Raw genomic sequence first — 18,872 nt, 5'->3', positions numbered from 1 at the left:
TAATAACTGGATAGAGAGATAGTGAACAGAGAATCCGATAACCCTCCGAGTAGTCACGGTGATGCAGGCGCATCACCGAAATCCCTGCTTGACCGCCTGAGCCAGGCATTGCTTGGTGAGCCTTCCAATCGCGAAGAACTGGTCGAAGTGCTGCGTGACTCGGCTTCACGCAATCTCATGAGTCATGATGCCCTGGAGATGATCGAGGGCGTGTTGCAGGTGGCTGACATGCAGGTGCGCGACATCATGGTGCCACGCGCGCAAATGGATGTGGTTGACAAGAACCAGACACCTGAGGAGTACCTGCCACTGGTGGTGGATACCGCGCACTCCCGTTTTCCCATGATCGATGGCGACAAGGACCGGGTAGTCGGGATTCTTCTGGCCAAGGATGTATTGCGTTATTTTTACCTGCAATCCCAGGGCAATACCGGAAAATTCGATATTGATGATTACCTGCGTCCCGCAATTTTTGTCCCGGAAAGCAAGCGCCTGAATGTGTTATTGCGTGAGTTCCGGTCCAGTCGCAATCACATGGCCATTGTTGTTGATGAATACGGAGGCGTTGCCGGGCTCGTAACAATTGAAGATGTCCTGGAACAGATAGTCGGCGAAATCGAAGACGAGCATGACGAGGAAGAAGATGAGATCGGGATCGTCAAGCGCAATGACGGCGCCTATGTCGTCAAGGCGTTGACCGCGGTCGAAGATTTTAATGAGCATTTCCAGGCCGGGTTCAATGACGAGATGGACACTATCGGCGGTATCGTAATGACCGCGTTTGGCCATGTTCCGCGTCGTGGTGAGCGTATCTCAATCAATCAGTTTGAGTTCGAGGTGCTGCGCGCCGACAGTCGCCGTATTCATTTGCTGAAAGTTGAGCCGATTGTCGAGTCCTCCTGAGCAGCCGGCCCGTTGGCTTGAACGGCTCGGGCAAGGAGTGCCCGGGTTGTTGCTGGCATTTGTTGCCGGCGCGGTGCTCACCACGGCCTTTGCCCCGTTTTACCTTTCGCCGCTGGCGGTAATATCGCCGGCACTGCTGTTGTTGCTGATGCATGGACGTTCGCCTGCCCGGGCAGCGTTGCTCGGGTTTGGGTTCGGGCTTGGGCTGTTTGGCAGCGGCGTGTCCTGGGTCTACGTCAGTATTCATAACTTTGGCAACATGGCCGCGCCGTTGGCGGTGGTTGCTGTGCTCATTTTTGTTTCCATCTTGGCGGCTTACATTGCCGGGTTCGGCTGGCTGATTGCCCTTGTCGGTTCACGAATCAGCACGCCGTTTCTGTATGGCATGATTGCGCCGGCGTTGTGGGTGTTGCTGGAGTGGGTGCGCAGCTGGCTGTTCAGTGGCTTTCCGTGGCTCAACCTGGGCTATAGCCAGGCTGGCTGGCCACTGGCTGGTCTTGCGCCATGGCTTGGTGTGTATGGTATCAGTCTCGCCGTGGCAGTCAGTGCCGGATTGCTTGCCTGGGTCGTGCGTGAGTCGACCAATTGGAAACCGGTCGTTCTCGCATCATTTGTATTGTGGTCGGGAGCCTGGGGTCTTGGCCAGGCGTCATTCACCGAGCCTGATGGCAATGCCATAGACGTGGCGGTTATCCAGAATAATGTCCCGTTGCGCCAGAAGTGGGGCACCAATCGTCAGCGCGTTATCCAGGGTTATGTTGAGGCCACCAGAACACAGCAAGACGCGGACCTGGTCGTGTGGCCGGAGGCCGCGGTGCCGGTCTATTGGTATGGACAGGAGCAAGGCCTTCGTGCCGAGCTGGCAAGTGTGCTTGAAGCCGGGACGACGGTGGTTATTGGTGCGCCTGAGCGTGAACAATCAAACGGCAAGATGCGGGCGTTCAACAGCGCGTTTATTGTGTCCGGTTCTGCCGACAATGATGCGCTGCAGTCATATCGCAAGCGCCACCTGGTTCCATTTGGCGAGTACATTCCTGTCAAACCGTTATTTGACTGGCTGCTGAACGTGTTACACATACCGATGTCGGATTTTTCGCCGGGCGAAAACGGCGATATGCGTTACCGGGTCAACGGTCACCTGGCGGCGATGTCTATATGTTATGAAGACTCCTTTGGCGAGGAATTGATTGAGCAGTTGCCGGAAGCTGGCCTGATTATCAATTTGTCCGAGGATGCCTGGTTCGGAAATTCACTGGCGCCGCATCAGCGTGTACAAATTGCACGCATGCGCGTACTGGAAACCGGCAGGCCGCTGGTGCGCGCCGCCAACACCGGGCCGTCACTGGTTGTGAATGCTGATGGCACGATTGCCGCCAGGACGCCGCAATTTGAAACTGCGGTATTGCGGGCAACGCTCCAGCCCACGCGTGGCGCCACGCCGTACGTGGTTATCGGGAATTCTGGAGTGCTTGTTTTGATCGGTGCCATGCTGATTCCGCTGGCATGGGCGAAACGTAAGTACTGATCCGGTTCGTGGCATTGTGGGCCATAGCAGAATAAGATTGGCCCATGCTGAGCATCAATCAATCCCTGTCAATACCTCTGACTGACATCCAGTTCAGCGCCATTCGCGCCCAGGGCGCCGGTGGCCAGAACGTCAACAAGGTCTCCAGTGCCATTCATCTTCGCTTTGATATCAAGGCGTCATCGTTGCCGGAATCCATCAAGCAGCGCCTGCTGGAGCTGAAAGATCGTCGCATTTCGGCTGATGGCGTTGTCGTGATCAAGGCCCAACGTTTTCGCACACAGGAAAAAAATCGTGATGATGCGCTGGAACGACTCAAGACCCTGGTCGTGAAATCCATGGAAATGCAAAAACCGCGCAAGGCCACGCGCCCGACCCGCGCGTCCCGGGTGCGGCGAATGGACAGCAAGACCAGGCATGGGCAACAGAAGCAGCTTAGGAAAAAGATTGCGATGGATTGACTCGACACGGATTGCAGGCCGGAGCCGGTTCGGACTCAGGGTTCAGCGGAAGTGTTCATCCCCCGGGTGTAGTGAATTCAGTTGGCCGGGTTGCGGAATTTACCGGCCTGGATTTTTATCGACCCTTGGCCGGTGCTCGGTATTTTCCGGTCCCCGGGGATTCGGAATTCGCAAAACTGTACGAATTCCGATAGTTGCCACCACCTGTCTGGATTGCACAAATACGGTATGCTTCGCCTTTTCAGCAACTGAGCAAACAGGTGAGCACGCCGTGGAAACTTCGGACCAGCAATATCGTCCAGACGACATCGAAAAAGACGCCCAGCAGTACTGGCAGGAAAACCGCAGCTTCGAGGTAAGCGAAGACCCGTCCAGGGAGAAATATTACTGCCTGTGCATGTTCCCGTACCCGTCGGGTCGGCTGCACATGGGCCATGTGCGCAATTACACTATCGGCGATGTCATTAGTCGCTACCAGCGCATGCTTGGCAAGAACGTGTTGCAGCCCATGGGCTGGGATGCATTTGGCCTGCCGGCGGAAAACGCCGCCATCAAGAACAACGTACCCCCGGCCAAGTGGACCTACGAAAATATTGACTACATGCGCGGCCAGTTGAAGCGCCTGGGCTTTGGCTATGACTGGAGTCGTGAGCTGGCCACCTGTCGCCCGGAGTACTATCGTTGGGAACAGTGGCTGTTTACGCGCCTGTTTGAAAAAGGCCTGGTTTACAAGAAAACCGCGCCGGTGAACTGGTGCCCCCACGATATGACCGTGCTGGCCAACGAGCAGGTTATTGATGGCCGTTGCTGGCGCTGCGATACCTCGGTAGAGCGCAAGGAGATACCGCAGTGGTTCATGAAAATCACGGATTATGCCGACGAGTTACTGGCCGAGCTGGACAAGCTCGATGAATGGCCGGAGCAGGTGCGCACCATGCAGCGCAACTGGATCGGCAAGAGTCACGGCGTGCGCATCGGTTTTCCCCATGGCGTCAACGGTGGCGGTGACTTGTGGGTATTCACCACCCGTGCCGATACCTTGATGGGCGCCACCTACGTGGCAGTGGCCGCCGAACACCCGCTGGCACTGTATGCCGCCAAGGACAACCCAAAGCTGGCGGCGTTTATCGAAGAGTGCAAAAAAACGGGTACTGCCGAAGCCGATATCGAAACCCTGGAAAAACGGGGTATGGATACCGGGCTGACGGTTATGCATCCCCTGACCGGCGAGTCGCTGCCGTTGTGGGTAGGTAACTACGTGCTGATGGGTTATGGCGAGGGTGCGGTAATGGCCGTACCGGCCCATGACGAGCGCGATTTTGCCTTTGCCAGGAAATACAATTTGCCTGTCAAGCCGGTAGTGAAGCCGGAAGCCGATGCCGACTGGCAGTTTGATGAAGCTGCCTGGCGCGAGGACTATGCCGCCTACGGCCATGTCTACGGGCTGCTGCCGCCATTTGAATCGTTAAACGGTCTGTCATCAGCCGATGCCGTCAATGCTATTGCCGGCAATCTGGCAGCAATCCAGCTGGGCGAAAAGCAGACGACCTATCGCCTGCGCGACTGGGGTGTATCACGCCAGCGTTACTGGGGTGCGCCTATACCTATTATTAATTGCCCTGATTGTGGCGCCGTTCCGGTGCCGGAAAATCAGCTGCCCGTGGTTTTGCCCGAGAACGTGGAGTTCAGTGGCGTCGGCTCGCCCATCAAGAAAGATCCCGGGTTTTATGAAACCACTTGCCCCGGGTGTGGCAGCAAGGCGGAACGGGAAACCGATACGTTTGATACCTTTATGGAGTCGTCCTGGTATTTTGCCCGCTATGCCTGTAGTAACAACAACGAGGCCATGCTGGATGAAGCAGCCAACTACTGGCTGCCTGTCGATCAGTATATCGGCGGTATTGAGCATGCCATCCTGCATTTGCTGTACGCGCGTTTCTACAACAAGTTGATGCGCGATGCCGGCCTGGTGAAAAACGATGAACCGTTCGCGCGACTGTTGACCCAGGGCATGGTGCTGAAAGATGGCAGCAAGATGTCCAAGTCCAAGGGCAATACTGTTGACCCGCAAGAGCTGATTGAAAGATACGGTGCCGACACGGTTCGCCTGTTCACCATGTTTGCGTCGCCGCCCGAGCAAAGTCTCGAGTGGTCGGATAGTGGTGTTGAGGGTGCCTATCGATTCATCAAGCGACTCTGGATGCTGGTGCAGGACGATTACCACAAATCTTCCATAGTGCATTGGCACGAGCGTAAGCAGACCGGAAGTATCGACTGGAGTGGTCTGCATAGTGATCAAGCGAAGATTAGGACTGAAATTCATCAATTACTTGATCAGGCAAATCGAGATATCGCTCGGCAGCAGTTTAACACTGTAGTTGCAGCCGGAATGAAGATGGTGAATGCAATGATGGATGCGCTGAACAAACTCCCGGGCGCGGTTCGCAGCGGCGAAGAATATTCAGTCCCTTCACAAATTGGCTTTGAGGCGGTTCTTGCAGAAGGGGTTAGCATCCTGCTGCGGTTGCTGGCGCCGATTATTCCGCATGTTACCCATCACCTGTGGCAGCAATGTGGTTATGGCGACGATATTCTGGATGCCGGCTGGCCGGTTGCCGATGAATCGGCATTGAAGCAGGATACTATTGAACTGGTTGTCCAGGTAAACGGCAAGAAGCGTGGCCAGATCATGGTGGCGGCTGAAGCGGGCAAGGATGCTATCGAAAAACAGGCATTGGCTGATGAGAATGTCATGCGCCACACCGAAGGCAAGACCGTGCGCAAGGTCATCGTGGTTCCGGGCCGGTTGATCAACATCGTCGTGGGATGATGCCAGTGAACTTGCGTTTGTCCGGAATTATTTTGCTGACCGTTGCCTTGACAGCGTGCGGGTTCCAGTTGCGTGGCACCCGCTCCGGTGCTATTGCACCGGCGTATCAGGCCATGCGCGTGGATGAAGGCGGGCTCAAGGGCAGCCTGGTCAGTTCCATGCTGCAAAATGCACTGGTCGAACGTGCCGGCGTCAGCCTGTCTGATAAAAAGAACGCAGCTTCGTTGAAACTGAAATCGGAATTGATGGAAAGGCGCGTATTGTCGGTGAACCCGCTGACCGGTACGGCAACGGATTATGTTCTGGTGTACAGGCTGACATACCAGCTCGATGGTGCGGATGGCAAAGCGGTTATTCCGCCACAGGCAGTTTATGCGCAGCAGGATTTTCGTTATGACTCGCGGGACGCCCTGGGCATGTCGCGCCAGGAAGAAGCCTTGCAAGAGCAGTTGCGTGCAACTGTTGTTGACCAGGTTATCGCACGCCTGATCCATTTGCGTACCGAACCCTGAGGCGCAAGTCATGCGACTTTACCTGAACCAGTTGGACGCACATTTCAAATCGCCGTTATTACCGGTATACCTGATGAGCGGTGACGAACCCCTGTTGCTGGAAGAGGCCTGCCAGGCATTGAGGCAGGCGGCTCATGAGCAGGGCTATGCTGAGCGCGAGGTGTATACGGTTGAAACCGGCTTCGACTGGAGTCGGCTGCAGCAGGCAGGACAGTCCATGTCATTGTTTGCCGAGCGTCGCCTGCTTGAGTTGCGCATGCCTGGCGGTCGACCCGGCGATACCGGTGGCAAGACCCTGGTAGAACTGGCTGAAAATCCACCCGAAGATACGGTGCTGGTGGTAATCACCGGCAAACTGGAGCCGGAAGTTCAGCGTACCAAGTGGGTCAAGAGCCTGGATGCCGCGGGCGCCTGGTTGACCGTGTACCCGGTATCGTCACAGGAAATGCCCGGTTGGTTGCGCCAACGCATGAGAATGCATGGCCTTGAGCCGGGTGAGGGTCTGCTGGATCAGCTGGCATGGAATTTTGAAGGCAACCTGTTGGCGGCGTCACAGGAGATCGAAAAGCTGGCGCTGGAATACCAGGGCCGTATCGAGCTGGCGACCATCGAGTCAAGCCTGAGCGACAACGCGCGCTTTGATATTTTCCGGCTCGTCGACGTGTGCCTGGGCGGGGATGCCAATGCAGTTCGGCGCATGATTGTCGGCTTGCAATCGGAAAACGCGGCACCGGTGCTGGTGAACTGGGCGCTGACCCGGGAGATTCGCCAACTGGTTGCGATCGCCAATGGCCGTGCCGGCGGCCAGTCGGAAGCCGAATTGTTTCAACAGTATCGCGTCTGGGACAAGCGCCAGGCGCTGGTCAGGCAGGGCTTGAAGCGTCACTCACTGGACAGTTGCCAGCAACTTCTTTGCCTGGCAGGCGTGGTGGACAGGGTGATTAAGGGTCGACCGGGTCGTGCGCCATGGCAAAACGGCTGGCAGGCACTGGAAGCATTGGCGCTGGCGCTTGCCGGATTGCCATTGAGCCTGGTGGCGCCCAAGCCATAAATGCCCGGCGCCGTGCGTACAGATGAGCTATGATAGCGTGGCTGGATTCCCCTTGATATAAACGGGTCGTGGACAAGACCATGACAACCCATACTGCAGAAAAGACAATGAACATAGCTGACTACATGACAAAACTTGGTCGACAGGCGCGTGACGCCAGTCGAGTATTGGCGCGCACCGAGACCAATCCCAAGAACGCCGCGCTATTGGCCATGGCCGCTGCGATTGAAGCCCGCGCTGATCAGCTGATTGCAGAAAATGCACGCGATATGGAAGCGGGTCGAAACAGTGGTCTGGATGCAGCCTTGCTCGATCGTCTTGAATTGAATGCTGATCGTGTTGTCGCCATGGCGGAAGGTATACGCCAGATTGTTGCCTTGCCGGACCCGGTTGGTGAAATCACCGATATGAGTTACCGGCCTTCCGGGATCCAGGTGGGCAAGATGCGCGTCCCGCTGGGCGTCATTGGCATCATCTATGAGTCGCGCCCCAACGTGACAGCCGATGCTGCAGCACTGTGTCTCAAGTCAGGCAACGCCGCCATTTTGCGTGGTGGTTCGGAAGCAATTCATTCCAACTGCGCTATCGCCGAATGCATACGCGAAGGCCTGGCCAGTGCCGGGCTGCCGCAGGAGCTGGTGCAAGTGGTGGAAGTAACCGATCGCGAAGCGGTAGGTGCGCTTATTACCATGGAGGACTTTGTTGATGTGATTGTACCGCGCGGCGGCAAGGGCTTGATCGAGCGCATCAGTCGTGATGCCCGTGTACCGGTGATCAAGCATCTGCACGGCGTGTGCCATGTTTATATTGATGACAAAGCTGATGTGGACAAGGCGATCAAGGTTGCGTTTAACGCCAAGACCCAGCGTTACGGTACCTGCAATACCACAGAGACATTGCTGGTGGCGGAAAGTGTTTCCGCCAGGGTATTGCCGCAACTCGCTGACATGTATACGGAAAAGGGTGTTGAGCTTCGTGGTTGTGACAAAACCCGGGCATTGGTCAGTAATGCTGTTGCTGCAACAGATGCAGACTGGGATGAAGAGTACCTGGCGCCAATCCTGTCGATCAGGATTGTATCCGGTCTTGATGAAGCGCTGGATCACCTGCAGCGACACAGTTCCGGTCATACGGAATCCATTATTACCGAGGACTATGCAACTGCCCGACGATTCCTGCGTGAAGTGGACTCCAGTTCAGTCATGGTTAATGCCTCAACCCGGTTTGCCGATGGTTTTGAATACGGGCTCGGCGCCGAGATCGGCATCAGTACTGACAAGCTGCATGTTCGCGGGCCGGTGGGTCTTGAGGGACTGACGTCGCAGAAATTTATCGTGCTGGGTGATGGCCACATTCGCCAGTAAAGTGACCGCACGGTGGAACTGGTAGGCATCTTCGGCGGTACCTTTGATCCTGTTCACTTCGGGCATTTGCGCACCGCGCTGGAAAGTTATGCTGCGCTGCAACTGAGTGAAGTGCGCTTTGTTCCGGCAGCGCAACCGCCGCATCGCCAGGCGCCTGTTGCCCCGGCCAGGGCGCGGCTGGAGATGGTGCAGCTGGCAGTCCGCGACCAGCAAGGATTTGTTGTTGATGATTGCGAGTATCATCGTGACGGGCCCTCCTACATGGTCGATACGTTGCGTTACCTGCGTCAATCACTGGCTGATGACCAGGTGTTGTGCCTGCTGGTGGGCGCTGACAGCCTGATGACACTGGATAAATGGCACGAGTGGCAACAGATGTTCGAATTGTGCCACGTTGTTGCCATGTCACGTCCAGGCTATGTAATCAGCAAGGAGGATATGCCGGTGTGGATGACATCACGTTTTTGTGATGACGTGTCGATGCTGGCAAGCAGGCGCTGCGGTTGCATCTGCCTGCAAACGGTAACGGAACAGGCGATTGCGGCCAGTGATGTGCGCGCAGCCATTGCCCGCGGTGACAATGTTTCCGCGCAGGTGCCCGCTGCAGTGATTCAATATATCCGCGAACACAAGCTTTATTTATGACGATGACTATACAGGACAGTTAATGGATCCGGAAAAACTGCAACAACTCATCAGCAAGGCTATTGATGACGCCAAGGGCGTTGATATCAAGGTGCTGGACGTGCGCAACATATCAGACGTGGCCGATTACCTGGTTATTGCCAGCGGTACATCCAGTCGTCACGTCAGTTCAGTGGCGGACCGCGTGGTCGAAACGCTGCGCGACGAGCATAACATCAAGCCTATTGGCACTGAAGGTCGTCGCAACGGCGAATGGGTACTGCTTGATTATGGCGATGTCATCGCCCACGTCATGCATCCTGATACCCGGTTGTTCTACCAGCTGGAAAAGCTGTGGGGTGAGGCAGGCGAGATTTCGTCGCGTAACGACTGACGTGATTTCGTTCGAAGGCTGATATGCGCATCCTGGTGTTGTCAATTGGCACACAAATGCCAGCCTGGGTCCAGCAGGCCTGGGAAGAATACAGCAAGCGTATGCCGCCACATTGCCGGTTGGAGCTGAAGGAGATCCCGGCCGGAAAGCGTGGCAAGAATGCCGATATCAGGCGAATTCTCGAAGATGAGGCGACGCGGCTGCAGGCAGCTATACCCCGGGGTGCCTGGGTGGCGGCCCTGGACCGGGTTGGCAAATCCCTGGATTCGAAAATGCTCGCAGGCCGGGTCCGGTCCTGTATGGACGACGGGCGCGACCTAGCTCTGCTTGTTGGTGGCCCGGAAGGCCTGACCGAAGATTGCCTGAACCGCGCGGAGGCGCGCTGGTCGCTGTCGGCATTGACCCTGGCTCACCCGGTTGTCCGCGTGGTGGTGGCCGAGCAGGCCTATCGTGCCTGGAGTATTCTCGCCGGCTTGCCATATCACCGCTAGTGAAACAGACTCGGCCTCACGTTAACCATCGAATTGCTCTAGCAAAATGACCGACTTTCCACCGAAAATCTGCCTGGCTTCGGCTTCGCCGCGGCGACAGGAATTGCTGCAGCAGATTGGTGTCGACTTCGACATTATGGTGTCGGGTACCGATGAAGCCCTTTTGCCGGGCGAGGTCGCTGCCGATTATGCCAGTCGGCTGGCGCGACAGAAGGCTGAAGATGTATACCGGCAGCGGGAGGAGAGGGGGCTGGAGCGCCTGCCGACCCTGGGCGCCGATACTGTCGTGGTTGTCGATAACCGCATACTGGGAAAGCCGGCCAACCGGGAAGACGGCCTGGCCATGTTGCATCTTCTGGCCGGAAGGACCCACGAGGTTTTAACCGCCGTTACTATAATATATGCTGATCATAGCTGGTCTGCATTGCAGGTCAGCCGGGTGCAGTTTGCAGCCATGACCGAATCCCGGATCGATGAATATTGGGCCAGCGGGGAGCCGGCAGACAAGGCCGGCGCCTACGGTATCCAGGGAAAGGCCGCTGCCTATATTTCCCGGCTTGAAGGCAGCTACTCCGGCGTTATGGGGTTGCCCTTGTACGAGACCGCATGCCTGTTGCAGCAGGTGATGACGTTTATGAAGTTGTGAAACAGGTAGCAAGGTATCGTGAGCGAAGAAATTCTGATCAATGTCACACCGCAGGAAGTGCGTGTCGCCGTAGTTGAAAACGGCGTACTCCAGGAAGTCTACATTGAGCGCAGCGACAATCGCGGAATTGTCGGCAACATTTATAAAGGCAAGGTAGTCCGGATACTTCCGGGTATGCAGGCTGCGTTTGTTGATATCGGGCTGGAGCGAGCCGCGTTCCTGCATGCGTCTGATGTCAAGCCTTCCCTGAAACTGGGTGACAGCGAAGAGGCAGGTACTTCTTTTGATGTTCCTCCTATTGCCACACTGTTGCGCGAAGGCCAGGAAGTCGTGGTGCAGGTCGTCAAGGACCCGCTTGGCAGCAAGGGCGCGCGCCTGACAATGAGCCTTACCTTGCCGGCACGCTATCTTGTATACCTGCCGGGTACTGATCATATTGGAATCTCCCAGCGTATCGAGGACGAGGAAGAGCGTGTTCGCCTGAAAGATACCATTGTTGCGGTCCTGGATGAGTCTGGTGAAAGTGGTGGTGGCTATATCCTGCGCACTGCATCCGAGACAGCAACAGAGAAAGATATCAAAAATGATATACGATATTTGCAGCGTGTCTGGAGCGTTGCCGGTGAAAGGATAAAGTCCACCGGCGGTGCCACGTTGATCCACGAGGACCTGTCACTGTCGTTGCGAGCCATGCGCGATATTGTTCTGGATAATGTCGAGAAGATTCGTATTGATTCACGCGAGACATACAACAAGGCACTGGAGTTTGCCCGCGAATTCATACCCGAGGTCAAGGGTCGTATTGAGTATTACCCCGGTGAACGGCCTGTTTTTGATCTGTACTCGGTTGAGGATGAGATTCAGAAGGCGCTGGAGCGAAAAGTCATGCTCAAGTCAGGAGGCTATCTTATCCTCGATCAAACCGAGGCCATGACTACCATAGATGTCAATACCGGCGCCTACGTTGGCAGAAAAAACCTGGAAGAAACCATCTTCAAGACCAACCTGGAGGCGGCGCAGGCAATTGCAAGACAACTGCGACTGAGGAATCTTGGTGGCATGATCATCATTGATTTCATCGATATGGCCGACAAGGATCACAAGCGACAGGTATTACGAGCACTCGAAAAGGCATTGTCCCGGGATCGCACCAAGGTTTACATGTCAGAGATTTCGCCACTTGGCCTGGTGGAGCTGACACGAAAGCGTACGCGCGAAAGCCTGGAACATATTCTGTGTGAGCCATGCCCCGTTTGTTCCGGGCGCGGTGTGTTGAAGACGCCGCAAACAGTGTGTTATGAGATTTTTCGCGAAATTCTTCGTGAAGTGCGCCAGTTTGATACGGACAAGTTTATGGTCATGGCATCGCAACTGGTGGTGGACCTGTTGCTGGATGAGGAGGCAGCCAGTCTCGCCAACCTGCAGGAATTTATCGGGAAGCCGGTTCACTTGCAGGTGGAACCACTGTACAGCCAGGAACAATATGATGTTGTGCTGATGTAGGGCCCGATGAATCATGCACAAGGGTGACGCACAATTCAGATTTCATCTTGGCCGATGGTCAGTTGTTGTCGGTCGTTTTGCAGGTTACAGCCTGGTCGGCCTGGTTATCGTTGCCGTTGTCGCGTTTTTTGGTCTGCGTGCCGGCTTGCCCCACCTGTTGCAGAACAAGGGTGATATCGAGCAGCTGATCTCGGAGCGCGCCGGCCTGGATATCTCCACGGAGCGAATCAATATTGTCTGGGACGGATTTATTCCCGGGGTTGATCTTTATGATCTCCGGGTGGCCACCACGTCGGGAGACACCATAGTCGGCGCAAAGCGGGTTCGCGCCATTCTGTCGCTGACGTCGTTGCTGTCGGCGCGACTCGGCCTGGCCAGCCTGACAATTTATGAGACCAATCTGGATTTCCGTCGCGACAAGGGTGGACGCTGGTGGGTTGGTGGTCTCGAGTTTCGAACCGGTAATACGGGCGAGGCCAGGGAAACGACCATTGAAGAAGTCGCCGCCAAACCGGATATTAATGATATTGTTTCTCGCCTGGGTGTGCTCGAGTTCAAACGCAGCCGTATAAGCTGGCTTGACCAATACCGGGATCAGAAACCATTTGTCGTAAGCCGCGCCAAGTTGCGCCTGGAAAGTAACGGCACACGCCATCAGCTTTCCTTCGGTGGCATCTTTCCGGATAATTTTTGCGGCACCTGCAGTTTTTCTGCGGATGTAGCCGGCAAGCTCGACGAACCGATAACCTGGCACGGCAGGTTATATACGGAAGCTTCCGGATTTCAGCCCGCCAACCTGCCGCTGGTGTTTCGATCATTGCTGCCCGGAGAAATCGCCGGCAGGTTTGACCTGGTGTTTCGCGCCGAAGTATCGGCTGGCAAGCCCCGCGTATTTCAGGGCCGATTGTTTGGCCAGAACATCAAGGCCGATGTCGGCCGGTCCGCCCGTCTCGATATCAATGCCATTGATACCGATATCGTCTGGCGCCGTGCTGGCGAGGCCTGGGTGCTTGAAGCCAGGCGCCTGACCCTTGGAATTGCCGGAAAGCCCTGGAATGCCGATCATCTTTGGGTGGCCAGGCGACAGAATGAAACCATCGCTCGTGTCGGCTTTGTCAACATTGCAGACCTGGCGGTACTGGCCCAGTCCCTGGGTCTTGCAAACCTCGAAACCATTTCACTGGACCAGCTGAAACCGGTCGGCAATATTCATGACCTTGAATTTCATTTGCCTGATTCTCTTGATAACCGTTCTGTCTTTTCAGTGTCGGCAGGCTTTCATAATCTCGGCTGGCTCAGCAGCGGAAGTTTGCCCGGCATTTCCGGTATCGATGGCGCGGTGCGTGCAGATGCAACAAGTGTGCAGCTGAACCTCAAGACAATCGATGGAAGTATCAATTTACCGGATGTATTCCGGCAACCCATTGAACTGGACAATCTTGAAGGACGAGTCAAGTGGACAAAGCTTGAGAACAACTGGCAGATTGAGTTCAACGGGATAGATGTTGCCAATCGCGACATGAACGTGCATGGCGGCGGTCTGTTTCGTACGCCCACCGAGAAAGAAAATTCGCCTTACCTCGAGACTCGCTGGAAATTTGATTCCGGAAACGGAAAGCGCGCCGGACGATACTTTCCGGTAAACCTGTTGAAGCCGGCCTTGTTGTCGTGGCTTGATGGCGCGATAAAGGATGGCCGGGTTGTCGGCGGACATGCGGTGTATCAGGGTTACCTGAATGATTTCCCGTTCAGGGACAATAATGGTCGTTTTGAAGTTTTCGTGGATATCAGGGATGGCGTGCTGAAGTATCTTGACGGCTGGCCTGCCGTTGAGAAACTTGATACGCGACTGTTTTTCAGCGGCTCATCCATGACCGTTACGGCGAATGATGGCCTGATCAATGATATGAATATCAGCCAGGTTTCCGTGACTGCGAGAGATTTCAAGGATGACCAGGGCAGGCGCCTGTTTATCGATGGGCGCGTTAATGCAGGTGGCCGTGAACTGGCAGCCCTGATCAGGCAGGTGAGTAACGCGCCGATAGCAGGTGGCTGGGCGAAGGCGTTTCCGGATGTATCGCTTGCAGGTAACAGCGTGATACGACTTTCCCTGGATTTCGATCCATCCGAGGGATCGGATTTTCACTTGTATGGCGAGTATCGCCCGGACTTTGTGTTTGCGCGACTCAATGCTATTGGTCTCGAAGCATCAGCCATCAATGGCATTGCACATTTTGACCAGGGTGGTGTAGTCGACGGCAGATTCTCATTGAGCGCGCTGGGCGGTGAGTCCCGCCTGACCTTGTCTAACAACAGTAGCGCATCAGGTGATCGGCTCGTGTTATTGCAAGGGTCCGGCACGCTGACAGCAAACGGGGTCGCCGACAGTTACGCCAGTGTTATTAGACCTTATCTGCAGGGAACAGGCTCGTGGCAGGGTGATATCACCATTGATAAAGCCGGTCCCAGGCTGGATCTGCAGGCGGAACTGGACGCGATGTCGTCGTCAATGCCTGTACCATTAGCCAAGCCTGCCGGAACAAAAACCGGGTTAACGATAAAGTCAGACGTGCTGAATGAATCAGAGCACCTGATCAGGTCATCGTTGTCCGGAACGGCATCAACGGTGACGCGGTTGACCAGGCGTGGAGACCGCTGGCGTCACGATCGAACACAGGTATTTGTTGGTGGAGATGCACAGCTGCCTGCTGCTCCCGGGATTCACGTAAAGCTGCGCAGCGAAGAACTGGATCTGGATGCCTGGCGCAAACAGGTATCTGATATGACGGCCGGCCGCGCTCCTGCTCCTGCCTTGTTTGATTCGATGAGCCTGGTTACTGATGATGTCGGCCTGTTTGACCGGAAACTGGGACAAATGACAATCAATATCAAACCGCATCTGACCGGTTGGAGGGCATTGATTGCAGGCACCGCCGCGCAGGGCAGGCTGGACTATTTCGGCTCCCGTGAACCGGCCGAACTGAACGCCAGTTTTGATTTCCTGTCTATTCCGGATAAAACATACCGTGATCCGGATGGCCCTGTTGATCCACGAAACCTGCCGCGTACTCGCATCAGCAGCCGCGTGTTTCGATACGGCGACCGGAATTTCGGCGAGGCCGAGCTGAAAGCGGTCCCGATCAGCAATGGCTGGCGTGTGGATCATGTACGCTTTTGGGACGAGTTTCTTGATGCGACCGCATGGGCAGAACTCAAGAGAATGGGGGCGCAGGGTTTTGGTGAGTTATCCCTGGTGGCGAGCAGCAAGGATTTTGGCGAGACGCTGGGCAGGCTGGGTATGCCTGGCCAGGTTAAATCTGGCAAGGCGCATCTGAACGCGGAATTGGCGTGGATGGATGCAGATGAGTACAGTTTTAATAACGCAACCGGTAAATTTGATATCAAGGTCGAATCAGGCAGCCTGATCAAGCTGGAACAAGGTGCCGGCAAAATGCTGGGAGTCTTTGACCTTGGGGCTTTCTCTCGTTATGCGCGCCTGGATTTCAGTACTATTTTTGAATCCGGCTATGTGTTTGACCTCGTCAAGGGAACGTTTGATGTTGAACGTGGACATCTGTATACGCGGGATTTCCGGATGCAGGGGCCGTCAGCCGACATGGTCGCGAGCGGCCGCGTCGGAGTGGCCACTGAAGATTATGATTTTGTTGTCGGTGTAAATCCGAGTTTTTCAGATACACTGGCGTTTGCCAGCTGGGGGCTTGGTGTGCCCCAGGTGGGTGCAGCCATTTTGCTGTTCAATCGCCTGTTTAAAAAGGATATCGCCAGCAAATCCAAGATCACCTACATGGTGCAGGGAACCTGGGACAAGCCACAGATTCGGCAGTTGTCCGATTCGTCGCGTGACGAGAAACAGGGGGACTAGAAGATGGCGCACAACACCGCCCGGTTCTGGTACCGGCTTTTGGGTGGCGCGGGCCTGGTAGTTTCAGTAGCTGCCTTGGCTGTAGAGCCTGCCCCGGTCAGTCTGCAGCTGTCAGACCTGGACAAGATCACCGGTGCCGACCAGCTGACAAGTTTGCCCGGGTTGGCGCCTGTTCTTTCCGGTCTTGGTTCAGGTAACGATACCTATGTTCGTATTATCTATGGTAATAATAGGTCCCAGGAATACGCGGGCAAACTGGAGCAATGGCTGGTCGCCATGGGTATCGAAAGACTCAGGATTGCGACAGAAATCGGGGTGGTGGAGCCTGATCGACTCCAGGTTGAAACGCAAAAAAGATAATGCGAAGAGGTAGTGATTAGTGAGTAAAGTAGCAGCAATACAGATGGCATCAGGCCCCAACGTGGGTGCCAACCTGATCGAGGCGGGTCGCCTGGTAGACCAGGCTGCAAAAGCCGGGGCCAAGCTCATTGTGTTGCCGGAAAATTTTGCCTGTTTTCCTGCGCGCGAAGCGGAACGGCTGGCGTGTGCCGAGGATTTTGGAACCGGCCAGGTGCAGGATTTTCTGTCTGCCAGGGCAAAAAAACACCAGGTCTGGATCGTCGGCGGTACGATCGCCATATGGTCTGAAACCAGGGACAAGGTAAGGGCTGCATCATTGCTGTATAACGACAAAGGGGAGTGTGTCGCCCGTTATGACAAGATTCACCTTTTTGATGTTGCGCTTGAGAATGGTGAGCAGTACAACGAATCGGCGGCGATAGAGGCCGGCAAGGATGTTGTGGTTGTGGATACGCCATTCGGACGCCTTGGCATGTCGGTATGTTACGACATCCGGTTTCCGGAGCTGTATCGAAAGATGCTTGACCAGGGAGCGGAGTTGTTCAGCATCCCGGCGGCTTTTACTGAAATTACCGGCAAGGCGCACTGGGAAACACTGGTTCGTGCACGCGCCATTGAGAACCTGGGTTTTGTCATCGCTGCTGGACAGGGCGGGTATCATATTAATGGTCGCGAAACCCATGGCGACAGCATGATCGTGTCTCCTTGGGGCAAGGTCCTGGACCGGTTGGCGCGCGGTTCGGGCGTCGTGGTCGCCGACTACGAACGTGAACGCCTGGTTCGCGCCAGGCGCAGTCTTCCAAGTATCGATCATCGGCGCATATAGCGTACGCGCCCCGGCCGGAGAAAGCCTGCCTGCCCGGTCAGGCAGCCGGTAAAAACAATTCCATTGGATCGGTGGTGAGCAGGTGGTAACTTCAAGTACCTCACAAGCAGACTACCTGGAGCAGGTGCTGGCGGCACTGGAATCAGAGTCGCCTGAACGACTAAATGAAGTCGTTGATTCCCTGCACCCTGCGGATATTGCCGATGTTCTCGAAGCCTTGCCCCCGTCCCAGCGGTCGCAAGTATGGCCGCAGGTGCGTCATGAGAATATGGGTGAGGTGCTCGCCGAGGTGGCGGAGGGTGTGCGCCCGAGCTTGCTGGAACCTCTGGATGAAGCCGTGCTGGTCCAGGCAATCGGTCGCCTGGATACGGATGATATTGCCGACCTGATACCCGACCTGCCGGAAGAGGTCGTATCGCGCCTGCTGTTTGTACTGGACAAGAATGGCCGTGCCCAGCTTGATGCAGTGTTGGCCTATCCCGAGGATACGGCTGGCGGCCTCATGGACGTGGACGTGCTAACTGTTCGGGAAGATATTACGCTCGGTGTGGCGCAACGATATCTGCGGAAACTGGGTTCGATACCCGCTGATACCAACAAGCTGTTTGTAGTAGATCGAAAGGGTTATCTTACCGGTGTATTGTATCTGTCGACGCTGCTGACCGATGATCCTGGTATGCGTGTCAGTGAGGCCATGAAGACGGACGTGGTGAAATTCAATGTGCTGTCACCGGATACAGATGTTGCCGCTGCCTTCGAACGCTACAACCTGATTACTGCGCCGGTCGTGGATGAAAACAACCGGCTCGTTGGCCGAATTACTATTGATGACGTTGTTGATGTTATTCGCGATGAGGCGGGGCACTCGGTTATGGCTGCGGCAGGTCTGCGCGACGAAGAAGATATATTCGCGCCAGTGGGCCGAAGTGCCCGTAACCGATCGGTGTGGCTGGGTGTGAACCTGCTGACAGCAATCCTGGCCTCGTGGGTAATCGGTTTGTTTGAGGGTACGATACAGCAACTGGTGGCTCTAGCCGTGTTGATGCCAATCGTTGCCAGCATGGGTGGCAACGCCGGTATCCAGACCGTTACCCTGGTAGTGCGCGGCATCGCTCTCGGTGTTGTTACGGATACCACGGTGCGCAGGGTGCTGGTTCGCGAGCTGATGGTCGGGGTGCTTAACAGTGTTATCTGGGCGATGGTAATCGGTGTAATCACCGTATTTTGGTTTGACAATATTATGCTCGGTGTTGTGATAGGTCTGGCCATGGTAATCAATCTCATTATCGCCGCGTTGGCCGGAGTGGTAATTCCCATTGCTGTACGTATGATGGGAATTGACCCGGTACTGGCCAGCGGCGTGGCCCTCACAACCGTAACCGACGTTGTTGGATTTCTGACATTTCTCGGATTGGCCGCGCTTATGCTTATGTAACATCGTCTCGGTCGCTGCAAACCTGCCGGCACCGGGTGCGCCTAGGGTTTGAAAACGACCATTG

Annotated in this window: 16 protein-coding genes; all 16 read left to right on the top strand. The window is 55.6% G+C overall.

What is annotated here, in order from left to right; all coding sequences use genetic code 11:
* Positions 1-21: 21 nt before the first annotated feature.
* The 16 genes from OEZ10_03510 to mgtE all read left to right on the top strand — a co-directional run bounded on the left by OEZ10_03510 (position 22) and on the right by mgtE (position 18,808).
* Positions 22-903 (top strand): CBS domain-containing protein, encoded by an 882-nt coding sequence (locus OEZ10_03510; GenBank protein ID MDH5632041.1) that lies wholly within the window; start codon positions 22-24, stop codon positions 901-903.
* Positions 887-2,428 (top strand): apolipoprotein N-acyltransferase, encoded by a 1,542-nt coding sequence (lnt, locus tag OEZ10_03505; protein MDH5632040.1) that lies wholly within the window; start codon positions 887-889, stop codon positions 2,426-2,428. Before OEZ10_03510 ends, lnt begins: the two co-directional genes overlap by 17 nt.
* Positions 2,429-2,472: 44 nt before the next feature.
* On the top strand, positions 2,473-2,889 hold the full coding sequence (gene arfB, locus OEZ10_03500; protein ID MDH5632039.1) for an alternative ribosome rescue aminoacyl-tRNA hydrolase ArfB: 417 nt from the start codon (positions 2,473-2,475) through the stop codon (positions 2,887-2,889).
* A gap of 271 nt (positions 2,890-3,160) precedes the next feature.
* On the top strand, positions 3,161-5,719 hold the full coding sequence (gene leuS / locus OEZ10_03495; protein ID MDH5632038.1) for a leucine--tRNA ligase: 2,559 nt from the start codon (positions 3,161-3,163) through the stop codon (positions 5,717-5,719).
* 5 nt (positions 5,720-5,724) lie between these two features.
* The gene (gene lptE / locus OEZ10_03490) at positions 5,725-6,231 is read left to right on the top strand and encodes an LPS assembly lipoprotein LptE (GenBank protein MDH5632037.1); all 507 of its coding nucleotides are present in this window, start codon (positions 5,725-5,727) and stop codon (positions 6,229-6,231) included.
* A 10-nt stretch (positions 6,232-6,241) separates the two neighbouring features.
* Complete coding sequence (holA, locus tag OEZ10_03485) at positions 6,242-7,282, top strand: DNA polymerase III subunit delta (GenBank protein MDH5632036.1); 1,041 nt, start codon at positions 6,242-6,244, stop codon at positions 7,280-7,282.
* A gap of 107 nt (positions 7,283-7,389) precedes the next feature.
* Positions 7,390-8,646: a glutamate-5-semialdehyde dehydrogenase gene (locus tag OEZ10_03480; GenBank protein MDH5632035.1), complete on the top strand. Its 1,257-nt coding sequence runs from the start codon at positions 7,390-7,392 to the stop codon at positions 8,644-8,646.
* A gap of 12 nt (positions 8,647-8,658) precedes the next feature.
* Positions 8,659-9,291, top strand: coding sequence for a nicotinate-nucleotide adenylyltransferase (nadD, locus tag OEZ10_03475; GenBank protein MDH5632034.1), 633 nt, complete (start codon positions 8,659-8,661; stop codon positions 9,289-9,291).
* Positions 9,292-9,313: 22 nt separating this feature from the next.
* Positions 9,314-9,664, top strand: coding sequence for a ribosome silencing factor (rsfS, locus tag OEZ10_03470; GenBank protein MDH5632033.1), 351 nt, complete (start codon positions 9,314-9,316; stop codon positions 9,662-9,664).
* Positions 9,665-9,687: 23 nt separating this feature from the next.
* Positions 9,688-10,155, top strand: coding sequence for a 23S rRNA (pseudouridine(1915)-N(3))-methyltransferase RlmH (gene rlmH, locus OEZ10_03465; GenBank protein ID MDH5632032.1), 468 nt, complete (start codon positions 9,688-9,690; stop codon positions 10,153-10,155).
* A 46-nt stretch (positions 10,156-10,201) separates the two neighbouring features.
* Positions 10,202-10,801 (top strand): Maf family protein, encoded by a 600-nt coding sequence (locus OEZ10_03460; protein ID MDH5632031.1) that lies wholly within the window; start codon positions 10,202-10,204, stop codon positions 10,799-10,801.
* Between the two features lie 18 nt (positions 10,802-10,819).
* Positions 10,820-12,304: a ribonuclease G gene (gene rng, locus OEZ10_03455; protein MDH5632030.1), complete on the top strand. Its 1,485-nt coding sequence runs from the start codon at positions 10,820-10,822 to the stop codon at positions 12,302-12,304.
* A 13-nt stretch (positions 12,305-12,317) separates the two neighbouring features.
* Positions 12,318-16,187, top strand: a complete 3,870-nt coding sequence (locus tag OEZ10_03450) for a YhdP family protein (protein MDH5632029.1) — start codon at positions 12,318-12,320, stop codon at positions 16,185-16,187.
* A gap of 3 nt (positions 16,188-16,190) precedes the next feature.
* Positions 16,191-16,547, top strand: a complete 357-nt coding sequence (locus OEZ10_03445; protein MDH5632028.1) for a hypothetical protein — start codon at positions 16,191-16,193, stop codon at positions 16,545-16,547.
* Positions 16,548-16,566: 19 nt separating this feature from the next.
* On the top strand, positions 16,567-17,373 hold the full coding sequence (locus tag OEZ10_03440; protein ID MDH5632027.1) for a carbon-nitrogen hydrolase family protein: 807 nt from the start codon (positions 16,567-16,569) through the stop codon (positions 17,371-17,373).
* Between the two features lie 82 nt (positions 17,374-17,455).
* On the top strand, positions 17,456-18,808 hold the full coding sequence (gene mgtE, locus OEZ10_03435; GenBank protein MDH5632026.1) for a magnesium transporter: 1,353 nt from the start codon (positions 17,456-17,458) through the stop codon (positions 18,806-18,808).
* Positions 18,809-18,872 lie beyond the last annotated feature (64 nt).

It is taken from the genome of Gammaproteobacteria bacterium, assembly GCA_029880545.1.
GTDB lineage: Bacteria > Pseudomonadota > Gammaproteobacteria > Acidiferrobacterales > SZUA-150 > JAOUOD01.
Note: the sequence above shows the minus strand (reverse complement) of the source record. Positions and strands in the feature narration are given on the sequence as shown.